This window comes from Streptomyces sp. NPDC017940, from assembly GCF_044328435.1.
Lineage (GTDB): Bacteria > Actinomycetota > Actinomycetes > Streptomycetales > Streptomycetaceae > Streptomyces.
This window is the reverse complement of record NZ_JBIRHJ010000007.1, coordinates 288029-305388: the sequence shown is the minus strand read 5'-3', so window position 1 is coordinate 305388 and position 17360 is coordinate 288029. Positions and strand designations below refer to the sequence as shown.

Below are 17360 nucleotides of genomic sequence, written 5' to 3'. Positions count from 1 at the left end.
CGGCAATCGCCGCCCGCACAGCGGTAGTTCTCCTGCGGGCGCGACTCGAGGTGCGGAAGACGGCGGCGCGCAAAGCGACGGCGGGCAGGACGGGAACGGGTGGGGCGACGCGGATGACGGCCGGAACGGAAGCGGTGTTCTTTCGGGCGCACGCGCTCAGGCGGGATGGCTTTCGGAAATACTCGCGGTGCGGTTCTTCGTAGTGGTGCGGCGTTCGGATATGTGGTGCGCGATATCACGCAGGGGGGTGTTCGCATCGAGCAGCATCGAGGTGCGCAGGCGCACTCCCAGTTCCTCTTTGACCCGGCCGATGATGCGCATGACGGCGAGCGAGTGGCCCCCGGCCCCCAGGAGCGAGTCCTCGGGGTCGAGGGCGTCGACGCCCAGGACGTCGCCGCACAGGGCGAGCAGCCGCTCCGTCACGTCCGAGGTGTCGTCCTGCCGCCCCGTCACGCCGGTGTCGCCGTCGCGCCGCTCCACCGGCCGGTCCCGGAGCCGACGGCGCAGGGCCTGGCGGTCGACCTTGCCGTTGGGGTTCAGCGGGAACGCGTCGAGGACGACCGTGCGACGGGGGACCATGTACGCGGGCAGGGCCTCGGTGAGCCAGGCGCGCAGGGCGTCCTGGTCGACCTGGTCGGCCGTGCCCCCCGCTCGGGGCCGCACGCAGGCGACGAGCGTGCGCACGCCGTCCTGCTCGTCCTGGAGGACCACGGCGTCGCCGACGTCGGGCCGCTCCTCGACGGCTGCCTCGATCTCACCGAGTTCGACGCGGTATCCGCTGACCTTCACCTGGAGGTCGGCCCGGCCCACGAAGGCGAGGTTCCCGTCGGGGAGGCGTCTGACCAGGTCACCCGTGCGGTACAGCCGACCCCCCGGGGTGCGGGTGAAGGGGTCCGCCACGAAGCGCGCCGCCGTCTCGCCGGGCCGCTCGGCATAGCCGCGGGCCGCGAACGCGCCCCCGATGTAGAGCTCCCCGTTGCCCGGCGCGGGCACCGGCCGCAACCGCTCGTCAAGGACGTGCAGTTCGTAGCCGCGCAGCGGTGTGCCGATGGGGACGGTGTCGTCCGTGGGGGCACAGTTCCGCACCTCGTGCCAGGACGCGTACGTGGCGGTCTCGGCCGGTCCGTACATGTGGACAAGGCGCCGGGGCGGCCGGGTGGCCAGCACGTCGGCGACGCGGCGCGGGTCGGCCGCCTCGCCGCCGAAGAGCACCGTGTCGACCTGTGCGAACAAGGTCGGATCCTGCTCGACCAGGCGGTGGAACAGCGCGGTGACCACCAGTATGGCCGTGACGCCGCGCAGTTGCAGCGCCGCGCGCAACCGCTCCGGGTCGAGCAGGTCACGCCGGTCGACCTCCACCAGCGTGGCGCCGTTCAGGAGTGCTCCCCAGATCTCCCACGCGCAGACGTCGAAGGAGTGGTTGGCGGCCTGGGCGACTCTGCTGGTGCCGTCGATGGTCGCGTAGGGCTGGTGGGTGACCATGTTCACCACGGCGGCGTGCGTGGTGGCCACGCCGCGCGGGCCGCCGGTGGTGCCCGAGGTGAACACGGTGTAGGCGAGCGCGGCCGGGTCGGCGTCGTGCACGGCTGCCGGCGCGACGGGGTCGTGCGTCATGGCCTCGTCGATGTCCAGGAGACGGCACGCCACGTCGCCGTACCCGGCGGAGGTGGTGGGGTCGACGAGCACCACGTCGGCTCCGGCGTCGCCGATCATCGCGGCTCGGCGGGCCGCGGGGTACCCGGCGTCCAGCGGAACGTAGCTGCCGCCGGCCAGCAGGGCGCCCAGGGCGCCGACGACCATGTGTTCCGTACCGGTCACCGAGACGCCGACGGCGTCCTCGGGGCGCACGCCGGCCGCCGTCAGCGCCGCGGCCACCGCACGCGCTTTCTCGTCCAGCTCCTGATAGGTGAGGAGGTGTCCCCGCGCGGTGATCAGTGCGGAGTGATGCGGGGTCTCCCGCACGTGGCGCAGGAAAATGAGGGGAATCGAGTGTCGAGTGGACTCGGAGGGGTCAGCGGTATGCGAGGACCCCACAGTTGCGGTCGGCTGTCGCATTGTTCGATGGTCGCTTGCTGTGGCCACGCATAACAGCACTCTTTGCGCCGAGATCGAAGCCCCGGGCCGAACGCCTGATGCACAAGGGGAAGACGGAGCGTCAGGGCGATTACGCGCCACAGGAAAACTGCCGGGACTCCCGGCTTGCGATAACTTCCCTCTTCATCCGGTTGCACGTACCAGCGACCCGGCGTGGATCATGGCCAACGAGATGATGGTTTCACCTGTCGGGCCACAGGGCAATGAGTCCGGCGTCCGTCGGCTGGAATCCGCAGGCGTCGAAGTAGAACGTTCGGTGTTCCTCGTCGAAATCCACGTGCAGCCATTCGCATCCGGCTGCCCGGGCGCCGCGTACGGCCTCGGCGACGAGGCTGGTGCCGACGCCCCGGCGCTGGAACTCCTTGTCGACCAGCGTGTCCAGGACGAAGGCGTGCACGCCGCCGTCCCAGGCGACGTTCACGAACCCGACGAGCCGGCCGGCCGCCTCGGCCGCCCCGGGCGCACCGCCCTCGCCGGCTCCCCCGGGCTCCCTGGCCACGACCCACCCGAGGCTGTGCCGCTGTACCTGCTCCCACCAGCCGACGGACAGCGCGGACTGACCGAACCCTTGACTGTGCAGGGCGTTGAGGGTGTCATCGTCGAAGTCACCGCGCCATTCGTATGTGATCTGCATGCGCCGATCCTAGTGGCCCGCGCAGACACCTCCGACACGGTCAACACGCCCTCGAACAAAGGGCGTACGGCGTTGCCGCCGTGCTCGCCGCCGGTCACCGGAGGGCCACCTCCCGGCGACCCGGTGAGGAATCTCCCCGACAGAATCAGCCGATCGTGCGAGGGATCGCGCCGTCCGTACCCGGGCGGAGCATGCCGTCACAGGAGAACCGAGCACATCTAGGGAAACACCTTGCTGTCCTATGGCCCCCCTGTGGGGTGGCCACGTCGCGCAAAGGGGTGTCACCAGTCCATGTCCGCCACCGCCACCGCCACCGCGTCACCGCCGACATCCGCCCGCCCGCCCCGTCCGCCCTCGCCCACCGCCCGGCCCCCGCGGTACGTCACCGTGGCGCGCGCGGGCCGGTGCAGTCATGCCTGAGCCGTCGTCGGTCACGAGCGGTCCGCTCAGGGGCCCTCTCCTGCCGGAACAGGCGCGCTTCCTCGAACGCGACTTGCCCGAGCCGCACCACTGGAACGTCAGCCAGTTGTACGCGGTGCCTCCGGAGCTCGGCTTCGACCGTGTCCGCGCCGCGGTCCGCTCCGTCGTGGCCCGCAACGACGTACTGCGGCTGCGGCTGGACGGGGACGGATACACCCTGCTCGCCGCGGACGAGCGGTTCGATGCCACCGTCCGCGACACCGCGGGCCTCACCCCGGACGAGTTGACCGCGTTCGTCACGGCGGACGCCCAGAAGCTGCATCGGCAGTTCGTGCTCGAACAGGGCCCGCTGCTGCGCTGTGTCCACTATCCGCACCCGAGCGCACCGCGGCTGCTGCTCCTGTGTCACCACTTCGTCGTCGACCAGGTGGGGTGGCTGCTGCTCCAGGCCCAGTTGGACGCCGCGCTGCGGGAGGCGGAGCTCAAGCCCCCGGCCGTCTCCTACCACGACGCCACACGATGGCTCGCCGACCGGGCGTGCTCGGCCGAGCTGGCCGCCGACGCCGAGGCGTGGGAGCGGCTCGTCGGTACCGGCCTGCCTGTGGAGCCGGGGCCCGCGGGCGGACCCAACAGCGTCGGGCTGACCGAGCTGACGTGCGCCCGGCTCCCGGCGACGGATGTGCGGAGCCTGCTCGGCCCGCTGGCCGGGGGCGCCCGGGTCACCATCAACGCCGTCGCCGTGGTCGCCGTACTCAACGCCCTGTTCCCGGGCCGGGACGACCTGCGGGCCACCGTCAACCTGATCGGCAGCGGCCGTCGCGGCATCCCGGGCATGCCCAATCTGTCGGGCACCGTGGGCGACTTCACCTGTCTGTATCCGGTGACGGTGGAGCTGGCGACGAACGCCCCCGTCGTCGACCAGCTCCAGGCGGCGCAGCGTCACCTGGACCGGGTGCCGTCGGCCGGGATCACCTTCGGGCTGCTGAAGTACCTCGGCGAGCCGCGGGTGCGCGAGCGGCTCCGCCGTCTGCCCATCGGTGACATCACCGCCAACTACGTGGGGCGGAGGCTGCCCTCCCGGCTCACCGTGCTGCGCGAGGTGCCCGAGTCCTCCGGCGACGACCTGCCCCTGGGCGGTGAGCGGGACAACCTGCACGAGGTGGACTTCGTCCTGGACTCCGGGGCGCTGGAGATCCGCTGGTACACGAGCAGCGGCCGCTATCCGCAGGCGCGGGTCGAGAGCTACCTGGCGAACGCGGTGGGGGCACTGTCGGAGGCCGGGACGCCGGACGCGGAGCACGGCGCGGGCACCGTCCGGGCCGACGAGCGGGAGGGAGCCCGACATGGCTGACACGACCGGTGGGACGCAGACCGGTGCCACGCCGACAACCGACGCGAGGCCTGGTGGGACGACTGGTGCGACGACTGGTGCGACGCCTCCCGCTGACGCCGTGACCAGCGAGGTCTGTGAGTACGTCGTCGCCGTCACCGAAGGCCGTGTGAACCGCTCCGTCCTGGACGCGGACAGCCTGCTGTGGTCGCACGACGGGGACCGGGCCCTCGGCCTCGACTCCGTGGAGATCATCGCCCTGATCTACCGGCTCGAAGAAGTGAGCGGCGGCCCGCTGCCGGCGCAGTTCGAGCTGATGACGTCGGTCAGTGTGCGGGACGTGGCGGAACTCCTCACCCGGGCCCGCGGGTAACCGACTCCGCTGCTCCGACGGGCACGCCCCGTCCCGGCCGGGCCCGGTGCGACCGGGCCCGGCCGGGGCGTTCACAGCTCGCGCAGGACGTTCTCCGCCACATACCGGCTCAGGGCGAGCGTGGTCAGCGACGGGTTGGCGGCGCCCGCGCGCGGGAACACCGACGGTCCGGCGACATACAGCGGTCCGAGGCCGCGCACGCGTCCCGTGTCGTCGACGAGCGGCCCGCCGAGCGGCACGGAGCACGACTCGTGGTCGAGGCTGCCGAGGGGGCAGCCGTAGGGGACCGCACGTCCCGGGGACCGCCGCGCGCGGGACACGGCCGTGTCGAAGTCGGGCCAGTCCCGGGCGGCCGCGAGGTCCGCGCCGCCGGCCACGCCGAGGGCGTCCGCGAGCGCGCGCAGTAGTTCTCGCTGACGCTCCAGCACCTCACGGTCGGCGACGCTGTGGCCCGCCGTGCGGTGGGGGCGCTGCCCTTCGCCGTCGAACCCGAACCGGCTTTCAGGTGAGGGCAGTTGCTCCCCCATCGCCCACACGTCGAGCAGTCGGACGCCGTCCGTGGCGGTGGCCTCGACCATCACGTTGGAGCGCGCACCGGCGTCGCGCACGGCGAGCACGGAGGCGTCGACGGGCCCGTCACCCGGCACCGCGGCGACCCAGCCGCGGACGAGGTGGTCGACGATGGCGAACGTGTCCGGCACCGCCACTCCCGCGCGGCGACCGGCCCCGGCCAGGAGCCGGGCGTTGTGCACCGTGCCCGCGCACAGCACGACGGCGCGGGCCCGCACGCTCTCGGCTCCCCCGGCCACACGCACCTCGACGGTTCCGTCCGGCGCGGGCACCAGGTCCTCGACCGGCCACCGGTCGCGTACTGAGGCGGCGGGCAAGCCGCCCACGGGCGAGTACGCCTCCCAGGCGGACTCTCCGCTCGGGCCGTCGCCGAGGACGCGTACGGCTCTCGGGGTCACGGTCGCGTCGCCGTATCCCCGGCTTCGTACGGTGTCGAGCAGGGCGGACTCACGGTCGTCGAGCGGTGTGAGCAGGGCGCGGCCGGTCCATCGCTCCAGTTCCTCCCACACCTCGCCGTAGAGCCCGCTGCCGCCCGGTTCGCCCAGGCGTCCGCGGACCGCCGCGGACCAGTCCGCGAGGGCGTAGGGCTCGATGGGCAGACTGATGCCGCGCCAGTACAGGGACCTGCCGCCGACGCGTCTGCGCAGCCCGCAGCGGCGGTCGTAGTGCGGTCCCGGGGCCGGGGCGAAGAAGGGGGCGAAGGTCTCGTCCGCCTCCGGGTCGGCAAGGGCCGCCGACTCCGGTTTCGCCGCCACGTGGCCGCGGCCCCGGTCGGGGCCGGCCTCCAGGACGGCGGCCGGGACACCGGCGCGGGCCAGCGCGGCGGCGACGGCGCCACCGCTCATTCCGCTGCCCACCACGGCCACGGGGATGTCCTTCACGTTGTCCTCCTCGCATCGTCCGCCGGCAGGAGTGCGGCGGTCGCGGACGCCGCCGGCACGGCAGTGGTGGAGCCCGTCATCGCGCCGCGTCCTCGGAGTCGTGGAGCAGTTTGCGCAGTTCCTCGACGATGCGGTGGGAGGCGTGGCCGTCGCCGAAGGGGCAGTGGAGGCCGGCCAGGCGCAGGCGGCGCTGTTCGGCGGTCGACAGCCAGTGCCGGATCGTGTGGCCGAGCCGGTCGCCGGGCGGCACCAGGGCGCCGAAGGTGCCCTGGATCTCGGGCCGTTCGGTGCTCTGCCGGACGACGAGGATGGGCCTCTTGAGGATGCTGGCCTCCTCCTGGAGGCCCCCGGAGTCCGAGACCAGCAGGGCGGCTCCCGAGGCCAGGGCGAGGAACTCGGGGTAGTCCAGGGGGTCGGCGATCCGCAAGGGGGCGAGCAGCGGGCCGAGACCGAAGCGGACGATGCTGGAGCGGGTGCGCGGATGCACCACGAACAGCACCGGCAGGGGTGCCCGGCTCAGCTCGGTGAGCAGCGTCCGCAGCATGTCGGCGGCGTCCACGTTCTCCGGCCGGTGCAGGGTCACCAGGACGTACTGGTTCTCCTTGACGGCGTGCGCGCGCTGGAGGGCCGCACGCGCGGCGGTGTCGGGGAGCACCTTGGCGACGGCCTCGACCACGGTGTTGCCGGTCACCGCGATCCGGTCCGTGGCGATGCCCTCGGCGAGCAGGTTGTCCCGGCTGATCGACGTCGGCGCGCAGCACAGGTCGGAGAGGTGGTCGATGAGCACGCGGTTGTGTTCCTCGGGCATGCGCCGGTCGAAGCTGCGCAGGCCCGCCTCGACGTGCACCAGCGGGTGGCCGCCCGCGTTGGCGGCGAGCGCGCCCGCGAGCGCGGAGGTGGTGTCGCCCTGCACCACCACCGCGCGGGGACGCCAGCCGCTGAAGAAGCGGTCCAGTGCGGCGACGGCCATGCCGAGCTGGCCGCCGCGGCTCTTGCCGCCCACGTCGAGGCGCAGGCGGTAGCGGCGGGTGCCCATGCTCAGGCTGACGCGGTCGGACATGGCCGCGTCGAAGTGCTGGCCGGTGTGCACCACGTGGGCCCGGCGGCCGAGGAGCTCTATCACCGGCGCCAGTTTGATGATCTCCGGGCGGGTGCCGAGGACGATCGCTATGCCGTCGTTCCCCGGGGGCGGGTTCACCTCCCCGTCGAGGCCCACGCTCGACGGCACGGTGTCCGTTTCCACGGGGGTGGCCGGCGCTCCGCCCCGGCCGTCGATCGGCGCCTCGGCCCTCATCCCGCTCCCGCCCCGGTCTCGGGCCCGGCGAGCGCGCGCAGCGCCGCCGGGACGGCGGTGGCGAACCGTGCCGGGTCGGTCAGGTGCACCGCTGCCAGGCCGAAGTCCCGTACCGCGGAGACGACGTCGGGGTTGTCGTCGACGAACACCGCCTGTGCCCGGGAGCAGCCGCAGGCGTCCAGCAGGCGCTCCAGGTAGACGCTCGTGGGCTTGACCGCCCGCAGCTTCCAGGAGGATGCGAGCACGTCGAAGTACCCGAAGTGGCCGAACTCGGCGTTCTTGGCCCGGTCCCACGCCTCGGCCTCGTTGTTGGCGAGGGCGAGGACGAGCCCGGGGTGTTCGGCGCGGAGGCGCTCCAGGGCGTCGAACACCGGGCGGTGGGCGCGGACGCCCGCCAGGTACAGGGCGGTGATCCGCTCGCGGTCGAGGTCCGTGGAGCGGGGTGCCCCGGCCGCCGTCAGCGCGTCGCGGAGCACGTCGAAGACGCTGCGCGCGTTCGTCTCGTACGCGGCGTCGCGCAGGTCCAGCTCCGCGCGCAGCCGGTCGGCGTCGGCGCCGTACCGTTCGGCGAGTTCGGGCAGGAAGCCGGACTCCTCGGTGACGTTGTTGAACAGGATTCCGCCCGCGTCCACCAGCAGGGCCCCGCGCGTCACAGCCACTCCAGGTTGTCTCGGGTCCACTCCAGGTTGAGCCGCAGGCCCTCCGCCAGTGAGTGGCGTGGCTCCCAGCCGGTGGCCTTGCGCAGGGCCGTGGCGTCCGCCTGGAGCTTGCGGACCTCTCCGGGCCGTGCCGGGCCGTGCCGCAGCGGCGAGGCCGACCCGGTGAGGGCGAGGACCTGCCGGGCGAGGTCCGCGACGCTGTGGTCGACTCCGGTGCCGATGTTGTACGGCTTGCCCTCGGGCGGCAGTTCGGCCAGGCGCAGGAACGCCTCGACCGTGTCGGCGACGTAGGTCAGGTCGCGGGTCTGGGCCCCGTCGCCGTTGACCACCAGGGGACGGCCGCGCAGGGCGCGCGCGAGGAAGAGCGGCACCACGTCGTAGACGTGCCGTGGCCCATAGCAGTTGAAGGGGCGGACGATGGTCAGGGGCAGGCCGAACGCGTCGTGGTAGGAGCGGGCGAGGCGGTCGCAGGCGACCTTCGACGCCGCGTAGGGGGTCGCGGGCTCCAGCGGGTCGCCCTCGGCGATCGGTCCGGGGTGGGTGCCGTAGACCTCGCTGGAGCTGGTGACCAGCAGGTGTCGCGGCCCCGCCGCCCGGGCCGCCTCCAGGACGTTCAGCGTGGAGGCGATGTTGGTCTGGACGACCGTGGCGGGCTGGGTGAGGGACGCGGGCACATAGGCGTCCGCGGCCAGGTGGAACCAGGTGCGGGCGTCGCACGCGGTCAGGGCCGGCACGGCGTCGGGTCCGGCGAGGTCGACGTGGAGCAGGGCGCCGAGGCCCGCCACGGTGCGTTCGGACAGGTTCCGGAAGCGGGCGGTGACCTGGGAGCGCGACGTCCTGCGGACGACGGCGGTGACCCGGGCGCCGCGGTCGACGAGTGCCTCGGTGAGGTGGGAGCCGACGAACCCGTCCGCCCCGGTGACGAGGACCGGGTGGTTGCTCCACTCCATGCCTGCCGCCCTCACAGCGCTGGGGAGTGCGTCGTTGGGCGGGCCGGTGACGGCACGGTCGCGGGGCCCGGGTGTGCCGGGGGCGGTGGCGCGGTCGGTCCTGGCAGGTTCGCGAGTGCCGGGCGCAGGTGCTCGGTCAGGAAGTCCAGTTCGTCGGCGGAGGCCGTCAGCGGGGGCGCCACGATGAGCCCTTCGCCGCCGCCGTCGTGCCGGTAGCCGTTGAAGGGGTACAGCAGCAGGCCCCGTTCGCGGGTGCGGCGCATGGCCTCGTGCAGGGTGCCGGGGGCCAGCTCGACGCCGTAGTAGTGGCCGCGGCCGCGTACGTCGGTGACGGCGGGCACGGTGGCGAGGGTGCGGCGCAGGTCCCTGCCGAGGCGGGTGCCGAGGCCCTGGGCGTCGGTGAGCGCGCCCGTGTCCTCGAGGACGTCGAGCACGGCGAGGCCGACGGCGGCCTGGAGCGGGGTGGCGGACATCGTGCCCATCATCGGCAGCGGTGTCCCGGCGGCGAGGACGTCCTCCGCGAGGTGCGGGGCCACAAGAACCGCGGAGATCGGCAGGTAGCCCGCGCCGAGCCCCTTGGACAGCACGGTGATGTCGGCGCTCGCGCCCGGCCGGTGGTCGGCGGCCAGCGGCCCGCCGGTACGGCCGAGCCCGGTGAGCACCTCGTCGTGCAGGGTCAGCACGCCCTGGTCCGCGCACAGCGACCGCACCCGGGCGAGATAGCCGTCGGGTGCCTCGTAGGCGCCGCCCGTGGTGCCGTTGACCGGCTCCAGGAGGACGGCGGCGACGCTTTCGGGGTCCTCGCCCAGGGCGTCCCGTACGGCGTCGGCGCAGTCGGCGCGGCACTGGGCGTACCGGCAGCCGCGGTGCATGCCGGGGTAGGGCGGGTCGAAGGCGGGGGCAAGGCCCATGGCGTCGTCGGAGTGGGGGCGGCGCCTGCGGTGGCCGGACAGGCCGAGGGTCAGGGCGCTGTTGCCGTGGTAGCTGAGCGAGGCGGTGAGGACGCGGTGGCGGCGGTGGCCGCCGCGGGCCCGCTGGGCGAGGCGCGCCAGGGAGATGGCCATCTCGACCGCGGCGGTCCCGGTGGAGGCGAGGACGACGCGGTCGTCGGGGCGTCCCACGAGGCGGGTGAGGCGGCGGGCCAGTTGCTCCTGGGGCCCGGGACGGAGTGCTCCCGGCGACGCGAACGCCCCGACGGCGGCCTGTTCGGTCAGGGCGCGGACCACGGACGGACGGCCGTGGCCGACGTTCACGCAGATCAGGCCGCTGGCGGCGTCCAGGACGCGGCGGCCGTCGGTCAGGTGGAGCCAGGAGCCTTCGGCACGGGCGAAGGGCAGGGGCGCGAGGGACTGGCGCGCGGCGAACAGGCGGTCCCGGTCCTGGTGGTCGGCTGTCTGGGCCGCGGGGGCGGCCGCCTGCGCGGACGGGTCGGGGCCTGCCGCGGAAAGAGGGATCGTCACACGAGCTCCTGCCAGTTCATCGTGGGGTGGTGGGTGGCGGCGAGGCCGAGGGCCTGCGCGGCGAACATCGACGCCCAGGTGTTGAGGTGCCGTTCCGGGGCGCCGGGTCGGTACGGGACGGCTGCCTGGCCGTCGGCGACCCGGCGCAGGTCTTCGACGAGCAGCGCGGCCTCGGCGGCGGTGTCCGCGTCGGGCAGCCGGTGCAGCAGGGCGAGCCGCAGGGCCTGGGCGACGACGTCCGACTGCCGCTGCCCGACGGGTGCGGGGGTCCCCTCGGCCCGGTCGACGAAGCCGGGGAAGCCGCCTGTCGGCAGACGCCGCCTCCACACCCAGGCCGTGAGCGCGCGGGACCGGTCCAGGGCGCGCGCGTCCCCGGTGCGGTCGGCCCACATCCAGAGGCCTTCGGCGGCGTAGCACAGCGCGTGCAGGCTGACGAGGGTGCTGCCGGGCTGGGTGGGTGGCGGGAACGCGTCGGGCTCCCGCCAGGTGTGTGCCTCGTCGGTGAGCGACGTGGCCAGTCGCATGGCTCCGGGGAGCCCTTCGTCCGCGGCGGCCAGCAGCGCCTGGACGGCCTTCAGAAGGTGGACCCGGCCGCGAGTGGACCAGGCGGCGGGCAGGGGTCCCGGCTCGGTGCCGGGGACGACGGGGGGCAGCGGGCCGTGGGCGGCGGCGCGCACCAGCACGTCGGCGTACGCCAGGCCGGCGTCCACCAGGCGGGGTGCGGCGGTGGTCCGGCCGAGGCGCAGCAGACCGTGCGCGGCCATCGCGACGTCGAAGGTGTAGACGGCGCCCCGGGTCTTCTCCGGGCGGGCCGAGAAGTCACCTGCTTCGGCCCGTGCCGCGAGCCAGTCGGCGGCGGTGGTGGCGCGGGCCGCGGCGGTGGGGCCGACGCCGGCGAGGAAGGTCAGGATGTAGCCGGTGATCTCGGGGTAGGGCGCGGAGAGTTCCCCGCTCTCCTCGTCACGCCAGCCGCAGAACGCCCCGGAGGGGGCTTGGGTGGCGCCGGACGCCAGCCACCGGCTCAGCGCGGCGGCGGCACGCGCGCAGGCCGCGCGGGAGGCGTCGGCGGCGGGTGGGTCGGTGGTGGATCGCGGGCCGGTGGCTGGTGCGCCGGTGGGCGAGGTGCCGGGGGACGGGGTGCGGGTGCTCATCTGTGGCCGAACCTCCTCGGGCCGAGGCGGGCGGGGGCCGGGCAGGGTTCCGCCCGCGGGGTCAGGCGCCGTCGAGCAGTGACGCGTAGGCGCGGATGTGGTTCCGTACGACCGCCTCGATCGAGAACCGGTCCAGCGCCTCCTTGCGGGCCCGTTCGACGAGCGCGGAGGTGTCGGTGTCGAGGACGGTGCGCATCGCCTTCGCGAGCGCGGGGACGTCGCCGGGCCGGTAGAGCAGTCCGGTCTGCCCGTGGGTCACCACCTCGTCGTGGCCTTCCACGTCCGTGGTGATGACGGGGCGGCTGCTCGCCATGCCCTCGGTGAGGGCGATGCCCCAGCCCTCGTGCGAGGAGGGCAGCACCATCGCGTCCGCCGCCGCGTACAGCGTCGGCATGTCCTGCCAGCTCAGCCCCTCCTCCCAGAGCACGTGCCGCGCCACGCCCAGCTCCTCGGCCCGGCGTACGAGGCCGTCCACGTAGCCGGAGTCGGAGCGGCCCGTGGGGGTGGTCAGGACGAGCCGGGCGTCCGGGTGGGTGGTGTGCAGGTCGGCGAGCGCGGCGACGGCGTCCTCGATGCGCTTGCGCGGCACGGGGCGGGCGGGGACGAGGAAGACCGGCTCGTCGCCGAGTCCGCGCTCCGTGCGCCAGCGCGTACGGGCCTCGGGGAAGGTTCCGAAGGCGGTGAGGTCGGTGCCGAACTCCACCACTGTCGCCGGTTCGGTGAAGCCCGCCTCACGGGCCCAGCGTTCGTAGGCCTTCGATCCGCACAGCAGCAGGTCGGGGCGGAGGTTGTCGACCAGGCCGCGCTGGAGTGCTCGTTCCAGCGGGTAGTCGGCCCAGAGGTCGAAGACGCGCACGCCCGGGACGAAGGTCTCGAAGAGGGAGACGACGAGCTTGCCGCGGACGCTGGGCCGCAGCCAGCTCACCAGGAGCGCGGGCACGTAGTTGAAGACATGGACGATGTCGGCGTCGGTGGTGCTCAGCTCGGTGTGCAGGTGTGCGACGGCGTCCTTGCAGTCGAGTCGCCGGCAGGCGGCGACGAGCCCCGTGACTTCTTTGACGGCGACGTTCCCGGTGCGGTAGAGGTCCCGTTCGCCGCTCGCGGGGACCGCTTCCGTCACGACGGTCACCTCGTGGCCCGCGGCCACGAGTCCTTCGGCGACCTGGTGCACATGGGTCTCACCGCCGCCGACGACCGGGGGGTACTTCTCGGCGATCAGGGTGATCCTCATGTCGTCTCCCGGAGGGCCTTGGCGAGTGCGGTCGTTGCGGCCGTGAGGTCGAGGCCGGGCGGGCAGCCGATGAGGAGCCCTCGTGCGGCCAGGTCATGGGCGTGCGCGTAGGGCTGGTGCACCACGTGCTCCACGGCGTCGAAGCAGGGCTGCTCGGGCAGTGAGGCGCCCAGGAAGCCGCGCGGTTCGACGGAGTGGGCGGCGAGCACGTCGGCGATGTCGCCCAGGGACGCGCCGGCGGGGGCGAGGAGCGGAACCGCGAACGGCGAGGCGCCGGGGCCGGCGGGGTCGCCGAGGACCTGCCAGCGCGGGAAGTCGGCGAGGACCTCGCACAGCGCCCCGGCGGCGGCCCTGCGTTCCTCGGCCATCTCCGACTCACGGGTCAACTGCACAAGCCCGAAAGCCGCTTGAAAGTCCGTCAGTTTGCCGTTGTAGCCGATCCGCAGGTGGATGTACCGCTCCTCCCCGCCCAGTCGGCGCCCGCCCACCGGGTAGCGCATCCGCCCGCCGCTGTAGGCGAAGTCCCGGCCGAAGGCACGCAGGCTGCGCAGCAGGTCCGCGTCCTGCGCGTCGTCGCAGGCGATGACGCCGCCCTCCCCCATGGTGAGGTGGTGGCCCGCGTAGAAGCTGAAGGTGGCCAGCGCCCCGGTGGTGCCCACGCGGGCCCGCCCGTCGGTGGCGCCCAGGGATTCGCAGCAGTCCTCGATGAGGACGGCGCCGCTTTGTCGGACGAGGTCGCCGAGCCGCCGGGAGTCCAACGACTGTCCGAGGGCGTGCGGGAGGAGCGCCGCCCTCGCGCCGTGCTGCCGGACGGCGTCGGCCACCAGATCGAGGTCGACGTTCACCCCTCCCGGCTCGGCGTCCACGAAGACCGGGGTGAGGCCGAGTTGGACCACGGGGGTGACCGCGCTGATGAAGGTGGCCCCGCAGACCACCACCCGGTCCCCGGGGCGCAGCCCGTGGCGTTCGGCCACCGCGGCCAGGGCCAGGAGGTTGGCGGTACTGCCCGAGGTGACGGCCACGGCGTGGCGGAAGCCGAAGCGCATGGCGAAGGCGGCTTCGAACTCGGCGGTGGTCCGCCCGGTCGCCAGGTCTCCCGCCCGGAGGGCCGCGGTGACCGCGGAGACCTCGCGCTCGTCGTGGCGGGGCCGCCCGAAGGGCAGGGCCCAGTCACGGGTGCCGACCTCCACGGCGCTTCTGGCGGGACGTCTGTCGTGTCGCACGGGTGGGGCGTGCCGCTCCAGCGGCTCGCTCATGGTCCGGCTCCCTTCGGATGGCGAAGCGGTCGGGCTCGGATGGCGAAGCGGTCGGCCTCGGGTGCGAAGCGGTCGGCCTCGGGTGGGGAAGCGGTCGGCTGGTGTGCTTACGGGTCCGGGGACGCCCTCGATCCAGGACGCGGCCGGGTCGGTGAGGGGGGTACGGCGTCACACGGGAGGACGAGGTGGTGCACCGCGGTGCGGTGACCGGGCCCGACAGCGCGTTGTGGGCATGGCGGGAGGGGCCCACCCCGCACTGGGCGACGACGTGCTACGCAGATGACGTGCGTCCGCCCGGCGCTTACCGTATTCGCGCCGCCGGGCGCCCGGCCGGCGAACGGCTCGACCGGGAATTGCGCGTGCCTTTCACGGAATAGGGCGTGCCCCGGCGTCGCGGGTTTCTGCCCCGCCACATTCCTCAGCCGGACAGCGGGAATTCATTCACGGCCCGCGCGCCAAACGCAGCGGACTCGTTCGTACGCGTGCGGCGCTCGGATTTCTTCATATACGCGACGACAGTTCCAGGTCCACATGAGTCCTCTTCTGTTGCCGGGTAGCCGATGAGAGGTCGGCTTCTTCCTGGCGCGCGACGGACTTCGGAGGAGAGGTAAGTGAGTCCTGTTCACAAGGAGGCCAGCCCTTACCAGAGGTGACATTGGAAGACTGACACGCTCATGGGAGACGGGTCAACGAAATCGTTGGCCACGGAAGCTTTTTGAACCTACAGGGAAGCTTCCCTCTGGCATGTTTGGTACTGGATATGCCGGGTATGACCTGGAAGCCGTTCAACCCTTCGCCCCCTTCGGCACCTCGCGCCTCACACACCACAGGCCCGCGGAATCCCGACCGGTGAAAGCTCGTCCTGTTCTTATCGACTCCGCGGCTGGGCCCTTTCCTGGGCGTCAGCCGGTCGTCGGCCCGGGCGTGCCGTCGCCTGAGGTGATCGCCTCCAGGTCGCAGACCGGGACGTGGCGTCCGCTCCTTCGTATGAGTGATGTTCAGGAACCCTCGGTCTACAGGGTTGTAGAAGGAGAACAGGGCCGGGAGGGGCCGCTGGGGAACGCGCGGCGGGGGTGTGTACTCCTTGTGGCGTACGCGTCGCGCGCATCGGCCGCATACGGTGAGGAAGGTGACGACTCCTGCACCTCGTCCGCGGCGGGTTCCGTGGCCTCTGCCCCCGCGTCTGGCGGATCTGGCCGTGGCATCGGTCGTGGCCGTCTTCACCGGCGCGGACGCGGCGGTCAACGATCCCGGCCACCGGCAGGCCGACTGGCTGACCTGGCTCCTGTACGGCGTCTCCGTCGCGGCCCTTCTGGTGCGCAGCCGGTGGCCGGTGGCCGTCAGCGTGGTGACGGGCGGGGCGTGTGCGGGCTGGGCGCTGTACGGGCACATCGGGGAGCTGCTGAATCTGCCGGTGATGGTGGCGCTGTACGCCCTCGCCGTGCAGGGGGATCGGCGGCGGACGTCGCGGACGGCGGTGATCGCAGCCCTGGCCTCGGGGGTCGTGTCGCTCGTCGCGGGCATCGACGTGGCGCAGCCGCAGGGGGCGCCACTGCTGGAGATGCTCTGGCCGCTCGTACCGCTGCTTCTCGGTGAAGTGGTGCGCGGGCGGCAGGAGTTGATGCGGGAGTACGCCGACCGTGCGGCCCGCGCCGAGGCGGAGCGGGAAGGCGAAGCGCGGCGCAAGGTGCAGCAGGAGCGGGTGCGGATCGCGAGGGAACTGCACGACGTGGTGGCGCACACCGTGACGGCGATGACCGTGCAGACGGGGCTCGCGCTCGACGCGCTGGACAAGCGGCCCGAGGTGGCCCGGGCGGCGATGCGGCAGGTGCGGGCCTCGGGGAAGGAGGCGGTGCGGGAGCTGCGCGCGACGGTGAAGGTGCTGCGGGAGGACCGGAGCGAGGCGGGGAAGGACCCGGCGCCGCGCCTGGAACAACTCGGGGAGCTGGCCGAGCACGTGCGGGCGGCGGGAGTGTCGGTCTCGCTGCGCCAGGACACAGGTGGCCGTGCGGTTCCCCCGGTGGTGGAGTTGGCCGCGCACCGCATCGTCCAGGAGGCACTGACCAACGTGATCAAGCACGCGCGGGCGCGGCACGCGGCCATCTGGGTCGGCCTGATCTGGAACGCCCTGGTGGTGGAGGTGACGGACGACGGGCCGCCCGCCGACAGCGCGGGCACGGGGGACGGCTACGGCCTGATCGGCATGCGGGAGCGGGCCGCGGCCGCGGGCGGGAGCGTCGAGGCGGAGCCCGTGTCGGGCGGGGGCTGGCGGGTCCGGGCGGTTCTGCCGCTGGAGGGGGCGTGATCCGGGTGCTGCTCGCCGACGACCAGACCGTCGTGCGGGCGGGCTTCCGTGCCCTGCTCGACCTCACCGACGACCTGGTCGTGGTCGCCGAGGCCGCCGATGGCGTCGAGGCCGTCGAGCTGGCCCGCACCACACGGCCCGACGTGGTGCTCATGGACATCCGCATGCCCCGGGCGGACGGGCTCCAGGCCACGCGCCGCATCGTCGCCGACCGGGTCCTCGACGGGGTGCGCGTCCTCGTCCTGACGACCTTCGAAGCCGACGAGTACGTCTTCGAGGCGCTGCGCGCCGGGGCCGCGGGCTTCCTGCTCAAGGACGTCGACCCCGACGATCTGCGGGACGCGATCCGTACCGTCGCGGCCGGGCAGTCGCTGCTCGCGCCGGCGGTGACACGGCGGGTGATCGAGGAGTTCGCGCGGCTCAAGCGGCCGGAGGCCGAGGCGCGGGAGCGCCTCGATCCGCTGACCGACCGGGAGCGCGAGGTGCTCGCCCTGGTCGGGCGCGGCCTGTCGAACGACGAGATCGGCGGGCGCCTGATCATGTCGCCCCTCACCGCGAAGACCCATGTCAGCCGAGCCATGACCAAGCTGGGCGCGCGGGACCGGGCACAGTTGGTGGTGCTCGCGTACGAGACCGGTCTGGTGCGGCCCGGGGAGGGCTGAAGCGCACGGGGCGAGGCGCGCACTCCCCCGTGGGAGCAGTAGGCGACTCCCGACGGCGCGTACTCCCGTGGGAGCAGCGGCCAACTCCCG

General features: G+C 73.4%; 14 protein-coding genes. 4 read left to right on the top strand and 10 right to left on the bottom strand.

The window, feature by feature from the left end:
- Positions 1–156: 156 nt before the first annotated feature.
- Together ACH4DX_RS24970 and ACH4DX_RS24965 are read right to left on the bottom strand one after the other, a co-directional pair.
- Positions 157–1962 (bottom strand): non-ribosomal peptide synthetase, encoded by a 1806-nt coding sequence (locus tag ACH4DX_RS24970; protein ID WP_398156758.1) that lies wholly within the window; start codon positions 1960–1962, stop codon positions 157–159.
- Positions 1963–2275: 313 nt separating this feature from the next.
- A complete protein-coding gene (locus ACH4DX_RS24965) occupies positions 2276–2728 on the bottom strand; it encodes a GNAT family N-acetyltransferase (RefSeq protein WP_398115359.1) in 453 nt (150 codons plus the stop codon).
- Positions 2729–3140: 412 nt separating this feature from the next.
- Between ACH4DX_RS24965 and ACH4DX_RS24960 the strand changes: the two genes are divergently transcribed.
- Entirely contained in the window at positions 3141–4499 is a 1359-nt protein-coding gene (locus ACH4DX_RS24960) for a condensation domain-containing protein (RefSeq protein ID WP_398156757.1), read from the top strand.
- Positions 4500–4599: 100 nt separating this feature from the next.
- Complete coding sequence (locus tag ACH4DX_RS24955; RefSeq protein ID WP_398115363.1) at positions 4600–4851, top strand: phosphopantetheine-binding protein; 252 nt, start codon at positions 4600–4602, stop codon at positions 4849–4851.
- 71 nt (positions 4852–4922) lie between these two features.
- Here the strand turns inward: ACH4DX_RS24955 and ACH4DX_RS24950 are convergent, their stop codons facing one another.
- The 8 genes from ACH4DX_RS24950 to ACH4DX_RS24915 all read right to left on the bottom strand — a co-directional run bounded on the left by ACH4DX_RS24950 (position 4923) and on the right by ACH4DX_RS24915 (position 14303).
- A complete protein-coding gene (locus tag ACH4DX_RS24950) occupies positions 4923–6302 on the bottom strand; it encodes a GMC oxidoreductase (protein ID WP_398156756.1) in 1380 nt (459 codons plus the stop codon).
- A 76-nt stretch (positions 6303–6378) separates the two neighbouring features.
- Complete coding sequence (gene wecB, locus ACH4DX_RS24945) at positions 6379–7545, bottom strand: non-hydrolyzing UDP-N-acetylglucosamine 2-epimerase (protein WP_398156755.1); 1167 nt, start codon at positions 7543–7545, stop codon at positions 6379–6381.
- Between the two features lie 47 nt (positions 7546–7592).
- Entirely contained in the window at positions 7593–8249 is a 657-nt protein-coding gene (locus ACH4DX_RS24940) for an HAD family hydrolase (protein ID WP_398156754.1), read from the bottom strand.
- Positions 8246–9205 carry an NAD-dependent epimerase/dehydratase family protein gene (locus tag ACH4DX_RS24935; RefSeq protein ID WP_398156753.1) on the bottom strand — a complete coding sequence of 320 codons (960 nt, stop codon included), beginning with the start codon at positions 9203–9205 and terminating at the stop codon, positions 8246–8248. The genes ACH4DX_RS24940 and ACH4DX_RS24935 overlap by 4 nt, the downstream gene beginning before the upstream one ends.
- 11 nt (positions 9206–9216) lie before the next feature.
- A complete protein-coding gene (locus ACH4DX_RS24930; protein ID WP_398156752.1) occupies positions 9217–10665 on the bottom strand; it encodes an aspartate aminotransferase family protein in 1449 nt (482 codons plus the stop codon).
- Positions 10662–11816 carry a hypothetical protein gene (locus tag ACH4DX_RS24925; RefSeq protein WP_398115374.1) on the bottom strand — a complete coding sequence of 385 codons (1155 nt, stop codon included), beginning with the start codon at positions 11814–11816 and terminating at the stop codon, positions 10662–10664. The genes ACH4DX_RS24930 and ACH4DX_RS24925 overlap by 4 nt, the downstream gene beginning before the upstream one ends.
- 61 nt (positions 11817–11877) lie before the next feature.
- Positions 11878–13047 carry a glycosyltransferase family 4 protein gene (locus ACH4DX_RS24920; RefSeq protein WP_398156751.1) on the bottom strand — a complete coding sequence of 390 codons (1170 nt, stop codon included), beginning with the start codon at positions 13045–13047 and terminating at the stop codon, positions 11878–11880.
- The gene (locus tag ACH4DX_RS24915) at positions 13044–14303 is read right to left on the bottom strand and encodes a DegT/DnrJ/EryC1/StrS family aminotransferase (RefSeq protein ID WP_398115378.1); all 1260 of its coding nucleotides are present in this window, start codon (positions 14301–14303) and stop codon (positions 13044–13046) included. The genes ACH4DX_RS24920 and ACH4DX_RS24915 overlap by 4 nt, the downstream gene beginning before the upstream one ends.
- A gap of 1198 nt (positions 14304–15501) precedes the next feature.
- Between ACH4DX_RS24915 and ACH4DX_RS24910 the strand changes: the two genes are divergently transcribed.
- Both ACH4DX_RS24910 and ACH4DX_RS24905 read left to right on the top strand, forming a co-directional pair.
- On the top strand, positions 15502–16608 hold the full coding sequence (locus ACH4DX_RS24910) for a sensor histidine kinase (protein ID WP_398156750.1): 1107 nt from the start codon (positions 15502–15504) through the stop codon (positions 16606–16608).
- Positions 16605–17270 carry a response regulator gene (locus tag ACH4DX_RS24905; protein ID WP_398156749.1) on the top strand — a complete coding sequence of 222 codons (666 nt, stop codon included), beginning with the start codon at positions 16605–16607 and terminating at the stop codon, positions 17268–17270. The genes ACH4DX_RS24910 and ACH4DX_RS24905 overlap by 4 nt, the downstream gene beginning before the upstream one ends.
- Positions 17271–17360 lie beyond the last annotated feature (90 nt).

Excerpts from the sequence above, each read along its gene's own strand:
- ACH4DX_RS24965 (WP_398115359.1), bottom strand. The coding sequence starts at position 2,728 with ATGCAGATCACATACGAATGGCGCGGTGACTTCGACGATGACACCCTC.
- ACH4DX_RS24960 (WP_398156757.1), top strand. The coding sequence starts at position 3,141 with ATGCCTGAGCCGTCGTCGGTCACGAGCGGTCCGCTCAGGGGCCCTCTC.
- ACH4DX_RS24935 (WP_398156753.1), bottom strand. The coding sequence starts at position 9,205 with ATGGAGTGGAGCAACCACCCGGTCCTCGTCACCGGGGCGGACGGGTTC.
- ACH4DX_RS24925 (WP_398115374.1), bottom strand. The coding sequence starts at position 11,816 with ATGAGCACCCGCACCCCGTCCCCCGGCACCTCGCCCACCGGCGCACCA.
- ACH4DX_RS24920 (WP_398156751.1), bottom strand. The coding sequence starts at position 13,047 with ATGAGGATCACCCTGATCGCCGAGAAGTACCCCCCGGTCGTCGGCGGC.
- ACH4DX_RS24915 (WP_398115378.1), bottom strand. The coding sequence starts at position 14,303 with ATGAGCGAGCCGCTGGAGCGGCACGCCCCACCCGTGCGACACGACAGA.